At 37.6% G+C, this 18315-nt stretch carries 14 protein-coding genes; 11 read left to right on the top strand and 3 right to left on the bottom strand.

From position 1 onward, the window contains the following. Positions 1-1260: an ATP-dependent RNA helicase RhlB gene (gene rhlB / locus V5290_RS12705; RefSeq protein ID WP_333386313.1), complete on the bottom strand. Its 1260-nt coding sequence runs from the start codon at positions 1258-1260 to the stop codon at positions 1-3. A 125-nt stretch (positions 1261-1385) separates the two neighbouring features. Here rhlB and trxA point away from each other — a divergent pair, with 125 nt between their 5' ends. The 6 genes from trxA to polA all read left to right on the top strand — a co-directional run bounded on the left by trxA (position 1386) and on the right by polA (position 10410). Beyond that, positions 1386-1712 carry a thioredoxin TrxA gene (gene trxA, locus V5290_RS12710; RefSeq protein ID WP_333386316.1) on the top strand — a complete coding sequence of 109 codons (327 nt, stop codon included), beginning with the start codon at positions 1386-1388 and terminating at the stop codon, positions 1710-1712. A 169-nt stretch (positions 1713-1881) separates the two neighbouring features. Next, positions 1882-3150 (top strand): transcription termination factor Rho, encoded by a 1269-nt coding sequence (rho, locus tag V5290_RS12715; RefSeq protein WP_333386318.1) that lies wholly within the window; start codon positions 1882-1884, stop codon positions 3148-3150. A gap of 250 nt (positions 3151-3400) precedes the next feature. After that, positions 3401-4870, top strand: coding sequence for a 4-hydroxy-3-polyprenylbenzoate decarboxylase (gene ubiD, locus V5290_RS12720; protein WP_333386321.1), 1470 nt, complete (start codon positions 3401-3403; stop codon positions 4868-4870). Positions 4871-4932: 62 nt separating this feature from the next. Continuing rightward, entirely contained in the window at positions 4933-5628 is a 696-nt protein-coding gene (fre, locus tag V5290_RS12725) for an NAD(P)H-flavin reductase (protein ID WP_333386324.1), read from the top strand. Positions 5629-5839: 211 nt separating this feature from the next. Next, entirely contained in the window at positions 5840-6949 is a 1110-nt protein-coding gene (locus V5290_RS12730) for a 1-acyl-sn-glycerol-3-phosphate acyltransferase (protein ID WP_333386327.1), read from the top strand. A 662-nt stretch (positions 6950-7611) separates the two neighbouring features. Next, positions 7612-10410, top strand: a complete 2799-nt coding sequence (gene polA / locus V5290_RS12735; RefSeq protein WP_333386329.1) for a DNA polymerase I — start codon at positions 7612-7614, stop codon at positions 10408-10410. A gap of 131 nt (positions 10411-10541) precedes the next feature. Here the strand turns inward: polA and V5290_RS12740 are convergent, their stop codons facing one another. Next, positions 10542-10973: a transcriptional repressor gene (locus V5290_RS12740; protein WP_333386331.1), complete on the bottom strand. Its 432-nt coding sequence runs from the start codon at positions 10971-10973 to the stop codon at positions 10542-10544. Between the two features lie 110 nt (positions 10974-11083). Next, the gene (locus V5290_RS12745) at positions 11084-12133 is read right to left on the bottom strand and encodes a helix-turn-helix domain-containing protein (protein ID WP_333386334.1); all 1050 of its coding nucleotides are present in this window, start codon (positions 12131-12133) and stop codon (positions 11084-11086) included. Positions 12134-12305: 172 nt separating this feature from the next. Between V5290_RS12745 and V5290_RS12750 the strand changes: the two genes are divergently transcribed. The 5 genes from V5290_RS12750 (at position 12306) to V5290_RS12770 (ending at position 18308) form a co-directional block, all read left to right on the top strand. Continuing rightward, positions 12306-13706: an ethanolamine ammonia-lyase subunit EutB gene (locus tag V5290_RS12750; RefSeq protein WP_333386337.1), complete on the top strand. Its 1401-nt coding sequence runs from the start codon at positions 12306-12308 to the stop codon at positions 13704-13706. After that, positions 13703-14554, top strand: coding sequence for an ethanolamine ammonia-lyase subunit EutC (gene eutC / locus V5290_RS12755; RefSeq protein ID WP_333386340.1), 852 nt, complete (start codon positions 13703-13705; stop codon positions 14552-14554). Before V5290_RS12750 ends, eutC begins: the two co-directional genes overlap by 4 nt. Before the next feature lie 70 nt (positions 14555-14624). Next, positions 14625-16016, top strand: coding sequence for an ethanolamine permease (eat, locus tag V5290_RS12760; protein WP_333386343.1), 1392 nt, complete (start codon positions 14625-14627; stop codon positions 16014-16016). Positions 16017-16315: 299 nt separating this feature from the next. Continuing rightward, positions 16316-17791: a methyl-accepting chemotaxis protein gene (locus V5290_RS12765; protein ID WP_333386346.1), complete on the top strand. Its 1476-nt coding sequence runs from the start codon at positions 16316-16318 to the stop codon at positions 17789-17791. Next, positions 17775-18308 (top strand): DUF6436 domain-containing protein, encoded by a 534-nt coding sequence (locus tag V5290_RS12770; protein ID WP_333386349.1) that lies wholly within the window; start codon positions 17775-17777, stop codon positions 18306-18308. Before V5290_RS12765 ends, V5290_RS12770 begins: the two co-directional genes overlap by 17 nt. The last annotated feature ends 7 nt before the right edge of the window (positions 18309-18315 follow it).

Below are 18315 nucleotides of genomic sequence, written 5' to 3' on the forward strand. Positions count from 1 at the left end.
TTATCTTTTATGCGACCTGTGATAGTTATCTTTACGGCTGTTATTAGCGTGTACTTTATACTTAGTGACTTTCATAACAGGTAAAGAGTCTAATAAAGAGTCTTTGTCGTATTCGCTCACTGGAATAGTATGTTTAATATATTCTTCAATAGAAGGCAAATTAAACACATATTTTTCACAAGCTAAGCTAATCGCTAATCCTTTTTCGCCTGCTCGGCCTGTTCGACCAATACGGTGAACATAATCTTCACAGTCATCAGGTAGATCAAAATTGAATACATGAGACACTTTTGGAATATGCAATCCACGTGCAGCAACATCAGTAGCAATTAAAATATCGATTTGACCTTCTGTAAATTGCTTCAATATTTGTTCACGTTTCTTCTGCGGCACATCACCAGTCAATAACCCTGCGCGGTGACCGTCACCAGCAAGATAACCCCATACTTTTTCACAAGCATGTTTAGTGTTAGCAAATACAATTGCTTTTTCTGGCCATTCATCTTCCATCAAACTAAGTAATAGCAACATCTTATCTTCGTTTGATGGGTAAAAAAGTTCTTCTGTGATATTGGCTGAAGTCATTACTTCAGGTTCAATTTGCACATGTTCAGGACTGTTCATATGTTCAAAAGCAAGCTCTTGTACTTTATGAGATAAGGTAGCTGAGAATAATAGATTAAGTCGTTGGTCTGCCGCTGGCATACGACGGAATAGGTAACGTATGTCTTTGATAAAGCCTAAATCGAACATGCGATCAGCCTCATCCAGTACAACAGCTTGGATCGACTCTAGGTTGATAACGCCTTGTTTTGCGAAATCAATAATGCGACCACAAGTACCAATTAAAATATCAACGCCTTTTTCTAGTTTATTCTGTTGAATTTCAACTTTCTCGCCCCCATAAGCTAAACCAAGGCGCAAAGATGTTGAGTCAGCTAATGACATTGCATCTTTATGGATTTGAATCGCAAGCTCTCGAGTAGGTGCTAAAATAATAGCCCTAGGTTGGTTCTTACGGCGGTTTTCAGGTGCTTTGTTAACCAATAGGTGATGGAATACGGCAGGTAAAAACGCCAAGGTTTTACCGGTACCTGTTTGAGCTTGTCCTGCAATATCTTTACCTTGTAAAGTAATTGGCAGTGACAACGCCTGAATAGGTGTACAGTATTCGAACCCTTTAGCGGTTAAACCTGAAAGTAGACTTGGCTCTAAAGGCAAGTCTGAAAATTTTGTTTGAGTTAGATGTGTTTTATTCATTTGCAGAGCATAGCAGTTTATACTTGCAATAAATATTGAGATCGATTCAAATATCAAAAAATATATTTTAATGGTGAGCATGCTATAGTAGCTTTCTATTAATAAATTCCTTTCTGGAGAGAAAAATGAGCGAAAATATCGTAACCTTAAGTGATGCAAGTTTTGATGCTGACGTGATTAATGCGTCTGGTCCTGTATTAGTCGACTTTTGGGCTGAATGGTGTGGACCTTGTAAAATGATCGCACCTATCCTAAGTGAAGTAGCGGTTGAATACGCAGGTAAAGTAACTGTTGGTAAACTAAACATTGACCAAAACAGTGATACACCACCAAAATTTGGTATTCGTGGTATTCCAACTTTATTACTATTCAAAGATGGTAAAGTTGCTGCGACTAAAGTGGGCGCGCTTTCAAAATCACAACTTACTGAGTTTTTAGACGCTAACGTTTAATTATTCATTATCAGAATGAAGATTAAGTGCAGAACACTTGATTTTCATTCTGGACAGCTTCAAATATTAATGTTACCGTTACGCTCAAATTATGAGCAATTCAGAATTTACGCTATCCAAACACGTTATCTACCCTTTATCCCAAATTTAAAAAACATCAAAAACAATTATGAATCTAACCGAATTAAAAAATACTCCCGTATCTGAGCTTGTTGAGCTTGGAAGTACCATGGGGCTTGAAAATTTAGCCCGTCTAAGAAAACAAGATATTATCTTCGCAATATTGAAAGCCCATGCTAAAAGTGGTGCTGATATTTTCGGTGCTGGTGTTTTAGAGATTCTACAAGATGGTTTTGGCTTTTTGCGTAGCTCAGACAGCTCTTACTTGGCTGGCCCTGATGATATTTACATTTCACCTAGTCAAATTCGTCGTTTTAATTTGCGAACTGGTGATAGTGTAGAAGGTAAAATCAGACCACCTAAAGAAGGCGAACGTTATTTTGCATTATTAAAAATCATGCAAGTAAACTTCAACAAACCTGAAAACTCTCGTAATAAAATATTATTTGAAAACTTAACGCCAATTCATCCTGATGAGCGTTTACGTTTAGAAAACGGTAGTGGTAGTACTGAAGATATTACAGCGCGTATTCTTGATTTAGTCTCTCCAATCGGTAAAGGTCAGCGTGGTCTAATCGTTGCACCACCAAAAGCCGGTAAAACAATGTTGTTACAAAACATTGCGCAAAGTATTTCAATTAACCACCCTGATGCTGAACTTATCGTATTATTAATCGATGAGCGTCCTGAAGAAGTAACAGAAATGCGTCGTCTGGTACGCGGTGAAGTGGTTGCCTCTACTTTTGATGAGCCTGCTAACCGTCACGTTCAAGTAGCGGAAATGGTTATTGAGAAAGCAAAACGTTTAGTTGAGCACAAAAAAGATGTCATCATCTTATTGGATTCTATTACTCGTTTAGCGCGTGCTTACAACACTGTTATTCCAAGTTCAGGTAAAGTATTAACTGGTGGTGTAGATGCGAATGCATTACATCGTCCTAAGCGTTTCTTTGGTGCTGCACGTAATGTTGAAGAAGGTGGTAGTTTAACAATCCTAGCAACCGCGCTTATTGATACTGGTTCTAAAATGGATGAAGTTATCTATGAAGAATTTAAAGGCACTGGTAACTCTGAGATTCACTTAAACCGTAAATTAGCTGAAAAACGTGTTTACCCTGCGATTGATATTACTCGTTCAGGTACACGTCGTGAAGAGCTATTGACGAAAGCTGATGAACTACAACGTATGTGGATTTTACGTAAGATTGTTCACCCAATGGGCGAAATCGGCGCAACTGAGTTCATGATTGATAAACTTGGTCTAAGCAAAACTAATGATGACTTCTTCGAAGCAATGAAGAATCAAAAAGCTAAATAGTTTTATGCTATAAAATAAAACAACAACGCTACTTAGGTAGCGTTTTTTTTATCTTAAATAATTGAACTAAAGTATTTTTCTCAGCGTAATAAGAGGAGTATTTTAGTACTCAGATAAGTTATTCATAAAATTAAATACTTAATCAGACTTGCTGGTATAAGTAATCTCAGTTCTGTAAAAATAATATAACTTTATGATTTTAAGTATAAATATTCTTTCATTATCCAGAGTGAAGGCTAAGTAGGTAAAAATGAAGTTTGATGATTTACGTGATTTTTTAAATCAGTTAGAAGAAAAAGGGCTATTAAAACGTATTAGCCAAGAAATCGATCCTAATTTAGAGATGACTGAAATCTCTGATCGTACATTACGCGCTGGTGGCCCTGCTTTATTATTTGAAAATCCTAAAGGCCATGATACTCCAGTATTAACCAATTTATTTGGAACACCTGAACGCGTTGCTCTGGCAATGGGTAAAGAAAAGGTGAGCGAATTACGTGAAGTTGGTGAATGGTTAGCTTATTTAAAAGAACCTGAGCCACCTAAAGGCATGAAGGCAATGTGGGAAAAGTTGCCTATCTTCAAGCAAGTTCTCAATATGCCTACTAAACGTGTTAAATCACCTGCTTGTCAGGAAGTGGTAATGGAAGGTGATGACGTTGATTTAACCAAACTACCGATAATGAAGTGTTGGCCTGGAGATGTAGCACCGCTGATTACATGGGGTTTAACTATTACTCGTGGTCCTTATAAAAAGCGCCAAAACCTTGGTATATATCGTCAGCAGCTAATCTCTAAAAATAAAATTATTATGCGTTGGTTATCACATCGTGGTGGTGCTATCGATTATCACGAGTGGCAAGAAGCAAATCCTGGTAAGCCATTTCCTGTGAGCGTTGCGTTGGGAGCAGACCCTGCGACTATATTAGGGGCTGTGACACCGGTTCCAGATACTTTATCTGAATATGCATTTGCTGGTTTATTACGTGGTTCAAGAACTAAAGTCGCAACTGGATTAAGTAATGATTTGGATGTACCTGCGACTGCTGAGATCATCTTAGAAGGCTACTTAATGCCGGGTGAAGAAGCACCCGAAGGTCCTTACGGTGATCACACTGGTTATTACAATGAAGTTGATGATTTCCAAGTGATGACAGTTACCCATGTGACGACGAGAAAAGATCCTATTTATCATAGTACTTATACAGGCCGCCCACCTGATGAGCCTGCTATTTTAGGTGTTGCATTAAATGAAGTATTCGTACCGATTATTAAAAAACAGTTTCCTGAGATTGTAGATTTTTATTTACCTCCTGAAGGTTGTTCGTATCGAATGGCAGTCGTGTCTATGAAGAAGAGTTACCCAGGCCACGCAAAACGTGTCATGTTGGGTATTTGGTCCTTCTTGCGTCAGTTTATGTATACCAAATTTATTATAGTGTGTGACGATGATGTTAATGTCCGCGATTGGAACGACGTAATTTGGGCGATTACTACCCGTATGGATCCAAGCCGTGATACTACCTTAGTGGATAATACACCAATCGACTACTTAGATTTTGCTTCTCCTGTATCTGGATTAGGTTCAAAAATGGGCTTAGATGCTACGAATAAATGGCCAGGTGAAACTACTCGCGAATGGGGTGTTCCTATCGTGATGAATAAAGACGTTAAAGAAAAAATAGATGGTCTTTGGAATGACTTAGATATTTTGTCATAATGTGAGCTTAATAAAGCCATCGACCTGTTAGATATTGTTAGCCAATTATAAAAGAGAAAAGAATGTCACAAGTTACCTGTAATGTTGCTTCTATCGAGAAGTTAAATGCGTTTTTATATCGTATATTTTTAGCCCCTACGAAAGCTGTCTCTTTTAAAGCGGGACAATATGTATCAGTGATCATGGGAGAAGGTGATAAACGTCATTTCTCCATTGCTAATACACCATCAAGTGAATTAATTGAATTACATATTGGTGCGACACCTGATAACAACTATGCGATGCAAGTTGTAGAAAAAATGCAATCAGGCGAAGCTTTAGAAGTTGAAATCGCCAATGGTGCTGCCTATTTACGAGAGGAGTCTACTCGACCTATTATTTTAATGGCGGGTGGAACAGGTTTCTCTTATGTGAAATCAATTCTAGAGCAAATCGTAGAGTCAAATTTAGAAAACCCAGTTTACTTGTATTGGGGTGTTAAAGAGTACTCGCACTTCTATTTTGAAGACCAAGCTAAAAGTTGGTCAGAAGAGCACAATAATATCCATTTCCATCCTGTAGTAGAACTGCCTGAAGAAGATTGGTTAGGTAAACATGGTTATGTACACCAAGCCGTATTAGATGAATTTGAAGACTTATCTGAATTTGATATCTATATCGTAGGGCGTTTTGAAATGGCTAAAGTGGCGCGTGAAGATTTTATTAAACGCGGTGCTGTGATTGATAATATCTATGGTGATGCATTCGCTTTTATCTAATGCTTGCTCATTATCCCTACCTAATAGAAAGTAGGTAGGGTAATTACCTGATACTACAAGTCTTTATATCTAAAATGAGTTTTCTACTGATTACAATAAGCCTGATCTAGGTTATAAAACAGACAGAATACCCCCGTATTCATTTAAATATCCTCGCTGTTATACTTAAAAACATGTAAAATACGCCATCCATTTTCTAGAGAATCAACATATGCCAACTAACATTGATAAATTTAGTGATATTCGTCCCTACAATGACCAAGAGATACAACCAGCTATCAAACGTGTCATCAATAGTGAAGAATTTATGGATGCGATTTTAAGCTTCCGTTTTCCTAAGTTATCAAAATATCTAGGTTTTGCACTTAAGCCGTTGTTGCGCCGTTACTTTTTATATAAATGGGGAAGTATAGATAGCATTGACAAAATGCAAAAAGTGGTCGGTGTTTATATGCAACACATGATTGACTCTACTACTACTAAATTTACTTATTCTGGTCTGGATAAACTAGATCCTGAGCAAAATTATTTATTTGTTTCTAACCATCGTGATATCGCAATGGACCCGTCTTTTGTGAACTGGGCTCTTTTCTCAGAAAATTTTCATACTGTACGTATCGCGATTGGCGACAACTTATTAAGTAAACCTTTTGTTTCTGACCTAATGCGAATGAATAAAAGCTTTATCGTAAGACGTTCGGTAACAGGTGTTCGTGAAATGATGAAGTCATTATCGACATTGTCTGATTTTATTTGTACTTCTTTGAAGTCTGACAGCAGTATTTGGATTGCACAGAAAGAGGGAAGAGCAAAGGATGGCTTTGATAAAACCGATCCTGCGATTATTAAAATGTTTTACGTTAATGGTAAAAAACAAAAAATTCCTTTTGATGAATACATTAAATCATTAAATATTGTGCCGGTTGCTGTGTCTTATGAATTAGATCCATGTGATCAACAAAAAGCACGTGAGCTGTATGAGCTTTCGGAATCTGGACAGTATAATAAAAGCCAGTTTGAAGATATTGAAAGTATTGTTAGCGGAATTATAGGCCAGAAAGGCCATGTTCATGTAGCCTTTGGTAAGCCATTAAGTGGTGGCTTTGAAAATGCTGAGCAGGTCGCTGAAGAGATTGATGCTCAAATCTATCGAAATTACTTTTTACACCCATCTAATTTAATTGCAGCACAACAAGACGTCGATAATCTATCTGCGCAAGATATCGCCGCTTTTAAAGCGCGTATTCAAGCAATTCCACCGGAATTACAGGAAACAGTATTGAAGATGTATGCTAATCCTGTTGGTCATTTTACTGGCTAAAAGAGCCAATAAATTAAACTGAATTAGGTAGATATTCTTTTTGTTATGCACATTTATAAAAACGTTAAATGTGCAGGTTTTTCGCGCCTGATGATTTTATCTATTTGAAATATAAGTGTTAATAATTGTTTGTTGTTGTACGTCAAATTTTAAATAAAATAATTAACAGAGTTATCCACAGATGTTTGTACAACGAAAGTGAATGTCCACTTACCTTTCAGGCACCTCCTAGACTGCTACTTATTTTTTATATTTAGTGATAAATCTGTTTTTATTATTTCGTGTCAATATCATCCATTTTCAGCTTCGCTTCCTTAACTAAAATTCATTCTTAGACTTTAAAATCAACCGTAATAAATAACTTATCTATTTTTCTTGTTAAACAGCTAACTTCATTGTTGTAAATCTAGTAAATAGAGCAGTTTTTTACGTTAATTAAGGTCTCGATTTGAACTGTTTTTTAAGCGTAAGGTTTAGCTAATATATTTAATATTATTAGTGTGGGTTTTGTTGAAATGGCTGAGCTTGATATAAATTGAGTTATTTTTCCTGTATAGATTTTAACTCATACACTTATAATTGAAGAATATACAAAACGAGGTCACTATTTTGAAGCGTGATAGGTATACTATCTACCCGTTTTATTTGATTGGTAGTTATCTATGGCTGTAGTTCCTGAAAATCCTTTTGTGCTGGTTGACGGCTCCTCGTATTTATATCGTGCATTTTTCTCTCCTCCACACTTAACCAATTCAGCTGGTGAAGCTACCGGTGCTGTATATGGCGTAGTTAACATGCTGCAAAGTTTGTTAAAGCAATTTAGTCCTACACATATTGTGGTGGTATTCGATGCAAAAGGAAAAACCTTCCGTGATGATATGTATGTTGAGTACAAAGCTAACAGACCTAGCATGCCAGATGATTTACGCAGTCAAATAGAGCCTTTACATGCTGTGATTAAGGCAATGGGACTGCCTATTTTAACGGTTCCAGGCGTAGAAGCAGATGATGTTATTGGTACTTTGGCGTTACAAGCGAGTAAAAAGGGCATTAAAACCTTAATCAGTACTGGTGATAAAGATATGGCTCAGTTAGTCGATGAGAATACTTATTTGATTAACACCATGACCAATACTGTACTTGATGTACCAGGTGTTAATGAAAAATTTGGTATTCCACCGGAAATGATCATCGACTTCTTAGCGTTAATGGGTGATAAAGTCGATAATATACCTGGTGTGCCTGGCGTTGGTGAAAAAACTGCTTTAGCAATGTTACAAGGCTTAGGCAACATGGATAGTATCTATGAAAACTTAGATAAACTGGCTCCATTAGGTTTCCGTGGTAGTAAAACCATGGCTAAAAAGATGCAAGAAAACGAAGCAATGGCGCGTCTTTCATATCAACTAGCGACGATTAAGTTGGATGTTGAATTAGAAGTTGGTTATGACGACTTCAAACCTACTCCACAAGATACTGACGAACTGATTAAATTATTCGGGAAATTGGAGTTTAAACGTTGGTTGGCAGCACTTTTATCTGGTGACAATCTTGTTGCTAAAGCTTCTGCAGGCCAAGAAAGCCAAGCTAACCCTGCGTTTGTTGCTGCAAAATCGATGGTTGACCGTGATAGTTACAAAACTATCTACACCAAAGGTCAATTACTGCAGTGGATTAAGAAATTAAAACAAGCTGATATTTTTGCCTTTGATACTGAAACAACCAGCTTAGATTACATGCAAGCTAAGATTGTTGGTTTATCCTTTGCTATCCAGACTAATGTTGGTGAAGAAGCTGATCCAATCATCGAAGCAGCATACTTACCATTAACGCATGATTATATTGATGCACCTGCGCAGTTAGATCTAACTGAAACACTCGCCTTATTAGAGCCTATTTTATCTTCTGATGAATATAAAAAAGTAGGTCAAAACCTAAAATATGACCGCAGTGTATTACTGAATCACGGTATTACGCTAGGCGGTATTGCCTTTGATACTATGCTTGAATCTTATGTGCTAGATAGCACTGGTAAGCATGATATGGATACTTTGGCGCTAAAATATTTAGGTCATAAATGTATTAGCTTTGAAGATATTGCCGGCAAAGGCAAAAAGCAACTTACCTTTAATCAAATAGCAATTAAAGAAGCTGCTCCTTATGCGGCTGAAGATGCTGATATCACATTACGTCTCCACCTTGAGTTACAAAGTCGTCTACAGGAAACACCTGAATTATTGACGGTATTAAATGAAATTGAGATGCCGCTATTAACTGTACTTTCAGATATTGAAAGAGGTGGTGTTGAAATCGATAGTGAGCTTTTAAAAGTACAGAGTACTGAAATTGCTAAGCGTTTATTGGAATTAGAAGAGCTGGCATACGAAGAAGCTGGTAAGCCATTTAACTTAAGCTCGCCAAAACAGCTGCAAACTATTTTGTTTGAAGAGTTAAACATTCCAGTTATCAAGAAAACACCTAAGGGTGCACCTTCAACAGCAGAAGAAGTATTGCAAGAGTTAGCGCTTACTTACCCTCTTCCTAAGTTAATTATTGAGCACCGTGGGTTAAGTAAATTAAAATCGACATATACAGATAAGTTACCATTAATGGTCAATGAAGAGACAGGTCGTCTTCATACTTCATACCATCAAGCGGTGACTGTCACTGGTCGTTTATCATCAAGCGATCCAAACCTACAAAATATTCCAATTCGTAGTAGTGAAGGGCGTCGTATTCGCCAAGCTTTTATTGCACAACCTGGTTATAAAATTGTGGCAGCCGATTATAGCCAAATTGAATTACGCATAATGGCTCATTTGTCGCAGGATGAAGGCTTGTTAACAGCATTCTCAACAGGTAAAGATATTCATAAAGCAACGGCAGCTGAAGTTTTCTCGGTTTCACTTGATGATGTCACTGTTGATCAGCGTCGCAGTGCTAAAGCGATTAACTTTGGTTTAATTTATGGTATGAGTGCCTTTGGTTTAGCCAAGCAGCTAAATATTGGACGTCAAGAAGCGCAAACTTATATGGACCGTTACTTCAGTCGTTACCCGGCAGTATTAACTTACATGGAAGACACGCGTTTATTGGCTAATGAAAAAGCCTATGTAGAAACTATTTTTGGTCGTCGACTACAGTTACCTAACATCAATGCTAAAAACGGTATGCTAAAGAAAGCGGCAGAACGTGCTGCGATTAATGCGCCAATGCAAGGAACGGCTGCCGATATCATTAAAAAAGCGATGATCGACATGGCGCAATGGGTAAAACAGAAGCCACAAGGTAGCGTACAAATTCTAATGCAAGTACACGATGAACTAGTGTTTGCGATTAAAGAAGAGTCTGTGGAATCTTATACAAAAGAGATTCAAGCAATAATGGCTGATGCTGCTAAGTTAGACGTACCACTTATTGCCGATGCTGATGTTGGTGATAATTGGGATGAAGCTCATTAAATAAACAAATTAGCTTTGCATAATTTATGAACTAATTATAAATTGTTATGACTAATTAATGAAGATAGTCATTTCATAACGTCTTCCCTGTTTCCCTCAATATGTATCCGTGTATTGAGGTTTTTTTTTGCTTATGAAACGCAGCTCTCGCAAACACCGTGTGCTTCTAGTACTTTATTCGTGATATTAAACCCAAATTGTGAGGCTTTTGTAGAAAAAGCATCATCGATAATAGGGTCACTCAACTCAATAACACACTTACATTTATCACAAATCAGTAGTTGCATTGGATGTTCACAACCTAGGTGGCAACACATCAAATAAGCATTTAAAGATTCAATACGATGAATAAAATGATTCTCTAGTAAAAACTCTAATGCGCGATAGATAGTTGGCGGCTTTGCTTTACTGTCAGTTTTTTGTAGTTGTTCTAATAACTCATAAGCACTAATTGCCCCTTGATGTTCTGCCATTAAAGTAAATACTTGTTGGCGAACAGGAGTGAAACGTACGTTATTTGATTTACAAATTTCGATGGCACGAGCGAGCAAAGGGTGAGGCATAATAACTACTTCTATCAATAAAATTAGCCACCATAATAACATAGGGTTAATAGATTAAAGTACTCAATTCGGATGTTAATTAACCTATTTAACTCAGGTATAAATATATTTTATTTAGATATGCTCAATGAAGGTTGGCTAATTAAAGGGTGATGATAATGGTCAGCACGTTGAATAGTTTGCGTTGGAGTCTCTCCAAATAGCTCTTTGTAGTGCGCATTAAAAGTACTAATATGGAAAAACCCGAAATTCAAAGCAAGATCTGCAATACTATTTTGATTTCCTTCTTTTAATAAAATCCGTCTTATTTCGTTTAAACGGCAACCTCTTATATATTGAATCGGTGAAACACCAAAGCCTTGCTCAAAACAATATTGTAATGCTCTGCGGCTAATATTAGCAATTTTACATAGCTCAGTGATAGTGAGTGGATACTCACCTGTATCTTCAATGTGCTTAGTTATCTCTGTGATTACCCTCCTGGTAGTTTGTTGGGAAATGCTAATATCGTGTTGCTGATATTCCGTCTGCATTAAGAGATCTGCTACCTTTGATGTGATTAAAGGGGTTAAGCTAGCGAGCCTTTCTGGTGCTGCATCTTTCAGTAATTGTGTGCTGCCGATGGGAGAATTGCTATTACCTAATAAAAGACTAATTAGCTTAGCCAGTTCGTAGCTTACGTAAGATGAAGGCTTTGACATTTGCAAGTGGGAGCTTGTATTTTGCCAAAGATCATAATCGGCACCAATCATTTCAGAATCTAAACTATGTTTGTTAATAACTAACCCATAAATATGAAAATCAGGGGGAGTAATCAACTCAAATTCAATACCTGAAGGGCGTGTCATAATTTGCCCTGCCGCTACAATATTATTGTTGATCTTAGGGCGTTGGGTTTGCAGAGAAAAGCCTAACCACAAATTATCATGTTTAACACAACACTGCTGTTGTAGGGTGCGGTTAGTAAACTCTTCAAAAAAGTGCACGCCTCCTAGTGTCAACTCATCTAGATAACCGCTAAAGGTACCATTGCTATGTTGGTTATAGCGTTGTTCCCATTGTCTTAAACTTTCTGCTTGCTGGTTAACATCAAAAGTAAAGGATTTGCACCGCTCTAGTGCAGGGGCAGTATTAACTTGGTGCTGCTTTAAAAATGCCATTTTACCGCCTCCTGTTTTGGTGCATTAACTTGATGCATTAATATTTTAATTGTTTGTTTTTAAAGGTTTTTTATTGTTGCGCAATTGCGTTATTTAATTGGAACACTCTTCGCAGTTACTTCTTTCTATTAAGTATAAAGTTTACACCTAATTTTATTTTGAGGTATCAGAAATGTCCAATTATCGCTATCAGCTTGGTAATCACCTTTATCAATTTGCAGATTTAGCTGATCTAATGGCTAAAGCTTCACCAATGCGATCCGGTGACCAATTGGCAGGGGTAGCTGCACTTTCTTCAGAGCAACGTGCGGTCGCACAAATGCTATTGGCGGAGTTGCCATTGAAAACGTTTCTTCAGGAAACGCTTATTCCTTATGAAAAAGATGAAATCACTAGACTGATTATCGATGAACATGATGCTGTTGCTTTTTCTGAAATATCCCACCTTACCGTTGGAGACTTTCGTAATTGGTTATTACAAGAGACGATAACAGAAGCTGACTTTGCTCGTGTCCGCGCAGGCTTAACGCCAGAAATGGTTGCTGCTGTTAGTAAAATTATGCGTAACCAAGACCTTATTTTAGTCGCAAAAAAATGCAATATCATCACTAAATTTAGAAATACAATTGGTTTACCAGGTCATTTATCGACCCGTTTGCAGCCTAACCATCCCACTGACGATGTAAGTGGTATTGCTGCAACTATTTTTGATGGATTGATGTATGGCAATGGCGATGCCGTTTTAGGTATTAACCCTGCAACAGATAGTGTTTCACAGGCAGTCAAACTCATGAAGTTAATGGATGACGTGATTCAACATTACGACATTCCAACACAATCTTGTGTACTAACCCACGTTACTAACACTATCGAAGCAATTGAACTTGGCGCACCTGTTGATCTGGTTTTCCAATCTATTGGTGGTACTGAAGCGACTAACCAAGGCTTTGGCGTTAACCTAAATGTATTAGATGAAGCGCATCAAGCAGCACTTGAGCTTAAACGTGGCACTGTTGGTGATAATGTAATGTATTTTGAAACAGGTCAAGGCAGTGCTTTATCTGCCAATGGTCATCATGGAGTTGACCAGCAAACCTGTGAAACACGCGCTTATGCAGTAGCACGTAAATTTAAACCTTTATTGGTTAATACAGTGGTTGGTTTTATTGGGCCTGAATATTTATTCGATGGAAAACAGATTATCCGTGCAGGGTTAGAGGATCATTTCTGTGGGAAGTTACTAGGCTTACCAATGGGCTGCGACATCTGCTATACCAACCATGCCTATGCGGATCAAAATGATATGGATAACTTGCTGACCCTACTGGGTGTTGCGGAGTGTTCTTTTATCATGGGGATTCCAGGCTCTGACGATATTATGTTGAATTATCAAACGACTTCTTTTCACGATGCTTTATATGCTCGCCAAGCATTGGGTTTACGTCCTGCTCCTGAGTTTGACCAGTGGCTTAAAAAAATGCAGATATCGCCAGATAACAATGCGACCCAATTAAGTAACACCTTACCAGATAGCTTTGCTAAACCACTTAATTTAATTAAGGAGTTGTCATGAGTAAATCTAAAACAACAGAACAATTAAAACAACAAGATACAGTGCACCAAGACCCATGGGAAAAATTACGTCAGTTCACTGATGCTCGTATCGGCTTAGGTCGCGCAGGGACTAGCTTACCTACTTCTGAGTTATTACGCTTCCAGCTTTCTCATGCTCAGGCCATCGATGCCGTACATGTTCCGCTAGATGTAGATAAGTTGTCTGAGGAGTTTGAACAATCATCAACACTTTCTCCTTATTTACCAATACAGCGTTTACACAGCAAAGCAACAGATCGTATGGAGTATTTGCAGCGTCCTGACTTAGGCCGCCAGCTAGATAAGCGTTCAACAGAACTGTTACAAGCATTAGGTGATGAAGCCTATGACTTAGTTTTTGTCTTAGCTGATGGATTATCTTCTTATGCTATTAGTCATCACGCAAAAAACTTTGTTGAATTATTTATCAGCCGCTTACAAGAAGAATCTACTAAACCATTAAAAATAGCACCTATTTGTGTTGTCCAGCAGGGGCGCGTTGCAGTTGGCGATGATGTTTGTGAAGCCTTGAATGCTAAACAAGTTGTGCTGCTGATTGGCGAAAGACCTGGATTGAGTTCACCAGATAGCATGGGGTTATATTTAACCTGGGCCGCACAACGCGGTATGGAAGATTCGATGCGCAATTGCATCTCTAATATCAGGCCTGAAGGATTAAAGTATCAGGCTGCCGTACATAAAAGTATGTATTTACTTAATGAATCACGTCGTCTGTCTTTAACTGGAGTGAATCTAAAAGATAGATCTGAAGATTCATTATTAGAAACAGATCAAACCCAACAGTTTAGCCTCACTAAGCTGTCATGAGACAACCATAAAAACACTTATAAATTTTTAACTATAACAATTTAACTACAATAAAAAAGGAAGTACTACTATGTCTACTAACCAAGAATATCTTGCCCAAAGGCAATTAAAAAAAGGAGCGGCTGGATGGATCTTGCTTGCAGGCTTGGGGGTTTCATACGTTATCTCTGGTGATTTTGCAGGATGGAACTTTGGTATCGCCCAAGCTGGGTGGGGTGGTTTTGTTATCGCCGCTGTATTAATGGGCGTGATGTACTTAACACTAGTATTATCTTTAGCTGAAATGTCAGCTGCAATACCAGCAGCAGGTGGCGGCTACAGTTTTGCTCGCCAAGCAATGGGCCCTGCTGGTGGTTATCTCACCGGATTAGCGGTATTGATTGAATACACACTCGCACCTGCGGCGATTGTTATTTTTATTGGATCGTCTGTGAATGAATTACTCGGTTTTGATGGGCCAATTGTATATGCCCTATTCTATTTAGTATTTATTGGCATTCATATTTTTGGTGCTGGTGAAGCGTTGAAAGTAATGATGGTGATCAGTGCATTAGCAGTATTAGCTATTATTGCAACAGGTGTTGTTTTATTACCTGCATTTAATATTGATAACTTATTTGATATTGAGCCATTAATCGGTGGGACAGACTTCTTACCTATGGGTTATTACGGAGTATGGGCTGCATTACCTTTTGCTATGTGGTTATTTTTAGCTGTAGAAGGTGTGCCACTTGCAGCAGAAGAAGCAAAAGATCCAGCAAAAGACGTACCGAAAGGCATTATTGCAGCAATGATCTTTCTATTATGTACTGCTATTTTAGTTGTTGTATTAGTTGCTGGTGCTGCCGGTGCACAAGTGACTGCAGGTAGTGCGGTGCCGTTAGTTGATGCGTTAAACATGACTGGTAACCCAAATGTAGCGACTATGGTGAATGTATTAGGTTTAGCTGGTTTAATTGCTTCATTCTTCTCAATTATCTATGGGTATAGTCGTTTAGTATTTGCACTTTCTCGCGCAGGTTACTTACCACAAAAACTATCGTTAACGAGTAAACGTAAAGTGCCTGTTCGTTCACTTATTTTCCCTGGAATTTTAGGGTTTTTATTATCGTTAACGGGTGAGGGTGATTTAATGTTATCAATGGCGGTTGTTGGTGCAACAGTGTCATATGCAATGATGTCTGGTAGTCATATTTTATTACGCATTAATCAACCAGGTTTAGCGCGCCCATATAAAACGCCGGGTGGCGTAGTAACGTCAGGTATTTCGTTTGTATTATCACTAGTAGCATTAACCGGTGTTTATGCTTACGACGTAAGAGCTTTCTACTTCACGCTAGTGCTATTTGTTATCGGAATGCTTTACTACGCATTCATTGGTCGTAACAATTTAGTTGCTAAATCAGCAGAGGAGGAATTTACGCTATTATCACAAGCTGAAAGTGAGTTAACTGCCAATTAATTATTATTAGCTTTTTAATATAATGCCTATTATTTAATAGTAATAGCGATATTTATATTCTAAAACCCACCTTACTATGGTGGGTTTTTATTTTGACCTTTCTCTGATCCTATCTATTATATATGCTCTTCCTCTTTATGAAATAATTATAAATAGGTAATTATTTGTGGTAAGTTTCATCAAAATAAGGTGATTTTTTATACTTAGATGATCTGCCTCTCATTTCTTGGCGTATGATTCTCCTTATTTTTACCATAATAAATAATACAAAATAGACTAGCATGAGCGAAGGTAGAGCAATGAACAAAATAAATAGGGTAAACCAAGTTTTTTCACGGATTTTGATATTATTATTCGTTGAGTCCATTGCAATGGCTTTTGTATACGGGACTTATCTAGAAGCAATTCTAATTGGTTTACCAGCAATGCTAGTACCATTGTGGTTATATAAAAGCATTCCTGATGCTGCATTAACTAAGCATGTTTCTGCATTAGCCGCGATGATCTTTGCTTGTTTACATATCCATCAAATGAATGGTTTGATTGAAGTACATTTTGAAATTTTTATCTTAATGGCAATACTGATTATTTTCAGTGATTGGAAGGTATTTATTTCAGCAACACTACTGGTTGCAGTGCATCATTTATCATTTTATTTTATGCAAGTTAATGGCGCTAATATATTTATATTTGACGAAGATAGATTATTCTTTTCAACAGTGATAATTCATGCGGCTTATGCTGTTATCGAAGCGATTATTGCAGGTTATATTGCTAAAGTCTTATACGACGATAGTCGAGTAGGAGAAGAGTTATCTAGAGTCACGCAATTGCTAACGCAGGATGATCAATCGCTTGATTTAAAAGTCCGAACAGATAGCAAAGGTAATAGTATTTTAGCTGGATTTAACGACCTGTTATCAGTATTAGATAATGTAGTAGGCGGCGTAAAAACTCAAGCTAATGAATTTATTATTAATTCAGAAAACTTAACTTCTGCGAAGACCGAGTTAGAAATATCAGCTACCAACCGACAAGCTGAAACGGAGAATATCGCTTCTTCAGTAGAAGAGATGGCTGTAACCGTTGCTTCAATCGCAGAGGATACCGAAAAACTAAGCTCACAAATGAAAGAGGTGGCCTCTTCATCTAAAATCGCAAATCAGCATATCGAAAATATTAATGTGAAAAATAACGAGTTAACCGTTTCTTTAAACAAAACCAGTATTGAAATAAATGCATTAGCTAGCTCAAGTGATTTGATTGCGACAGTGCTTTCAGAAATAACTGGTATTGCAGATCAAACGAATTTATTAGCGTTAAATGCAGCAATTGAAGCGGCAAGGGCTGGGGATCAAGGTAGAGGTTTTGCTGTTGTTGCTGATGAGGTACGGGCTTTAGCAAATCGTACTAAACAAAGTACTGAAAAAGTAAATGAAACATTAGCTAAATTGATCAGCCATTCTCAGTCATCTACTGCTGCAATGACCCAATGTATTGATGCTGTTGGTGTTGTAATTGAAGTGGCAGGTAAAGCGAACTCAGAAGTAGCACATGCTACCAGCTTAGCTAGTTTATCCAGTGAAATTTCGGATTCAGTCGCAGCTGCATTAGAAGAACAGTCAGTAGCTACTAATGATATTGCAAAAAGTACTGAAAGAGTCAGTATATTAAGTAGAGGTGATACTGAAAAAGTAGAAGTACTTTCACAAGAAGCAGAAAAAATATCAGATTCAGTCTTACTTTTAGAGTCTAACATTGCACGCTTTAAATAATAAAGTTACGCCGACTCACTATGTTATATGTGGAGTGTGGTTAGTCCTTACTATTGTCGCAGCTATATACTTTATTCAAGGGCGATTAGCTGACTTTGATCCTGAGCAGAGGTTGACTGGGGTAGATCCAATTTCATTGATGCAAAGCATTAGTGAAATAGACCAGCTAAAAGGCCAAAATTTAAGTGATACTATTGTGCATTTCACTAGTCAAAATTGCTCATGTACCCAATATAGCGACAACCACAAAGGTGAAATTAACCAACGAGCAGGTGTAGAAGGCTTTAAGGTTATTAACGTTGTTGTATCAGAAAAATTAGCAGCGTTAGTACCTTCGACTCCGGCTATTTTGATTACTAATCAACAGCAAAAATTGCTTTATTTTGGTCCTTACTCTGCGGGCTTAGCGTGCAGTGCCTCTAATGGTTACGTGGAAACGGTATTAGGTAATTATGCGAAAGGTTACAGCTCAAGTTTAGTGGTTAATGACACCAACGGTTGTTATTGCCACGTTTAAAAAAAGC

Origin of the sequence: Psychromonas arctica (genome assembly GCF_036697365.1) — a bacterium.
Classification (GTDB): domain Bacteria; phylum Pseudomonadota; class Gammaproteobacteria; order Enterobacterales; family Psychromonadaceae; genus Psychromonas; species Psychromonas arctica_A.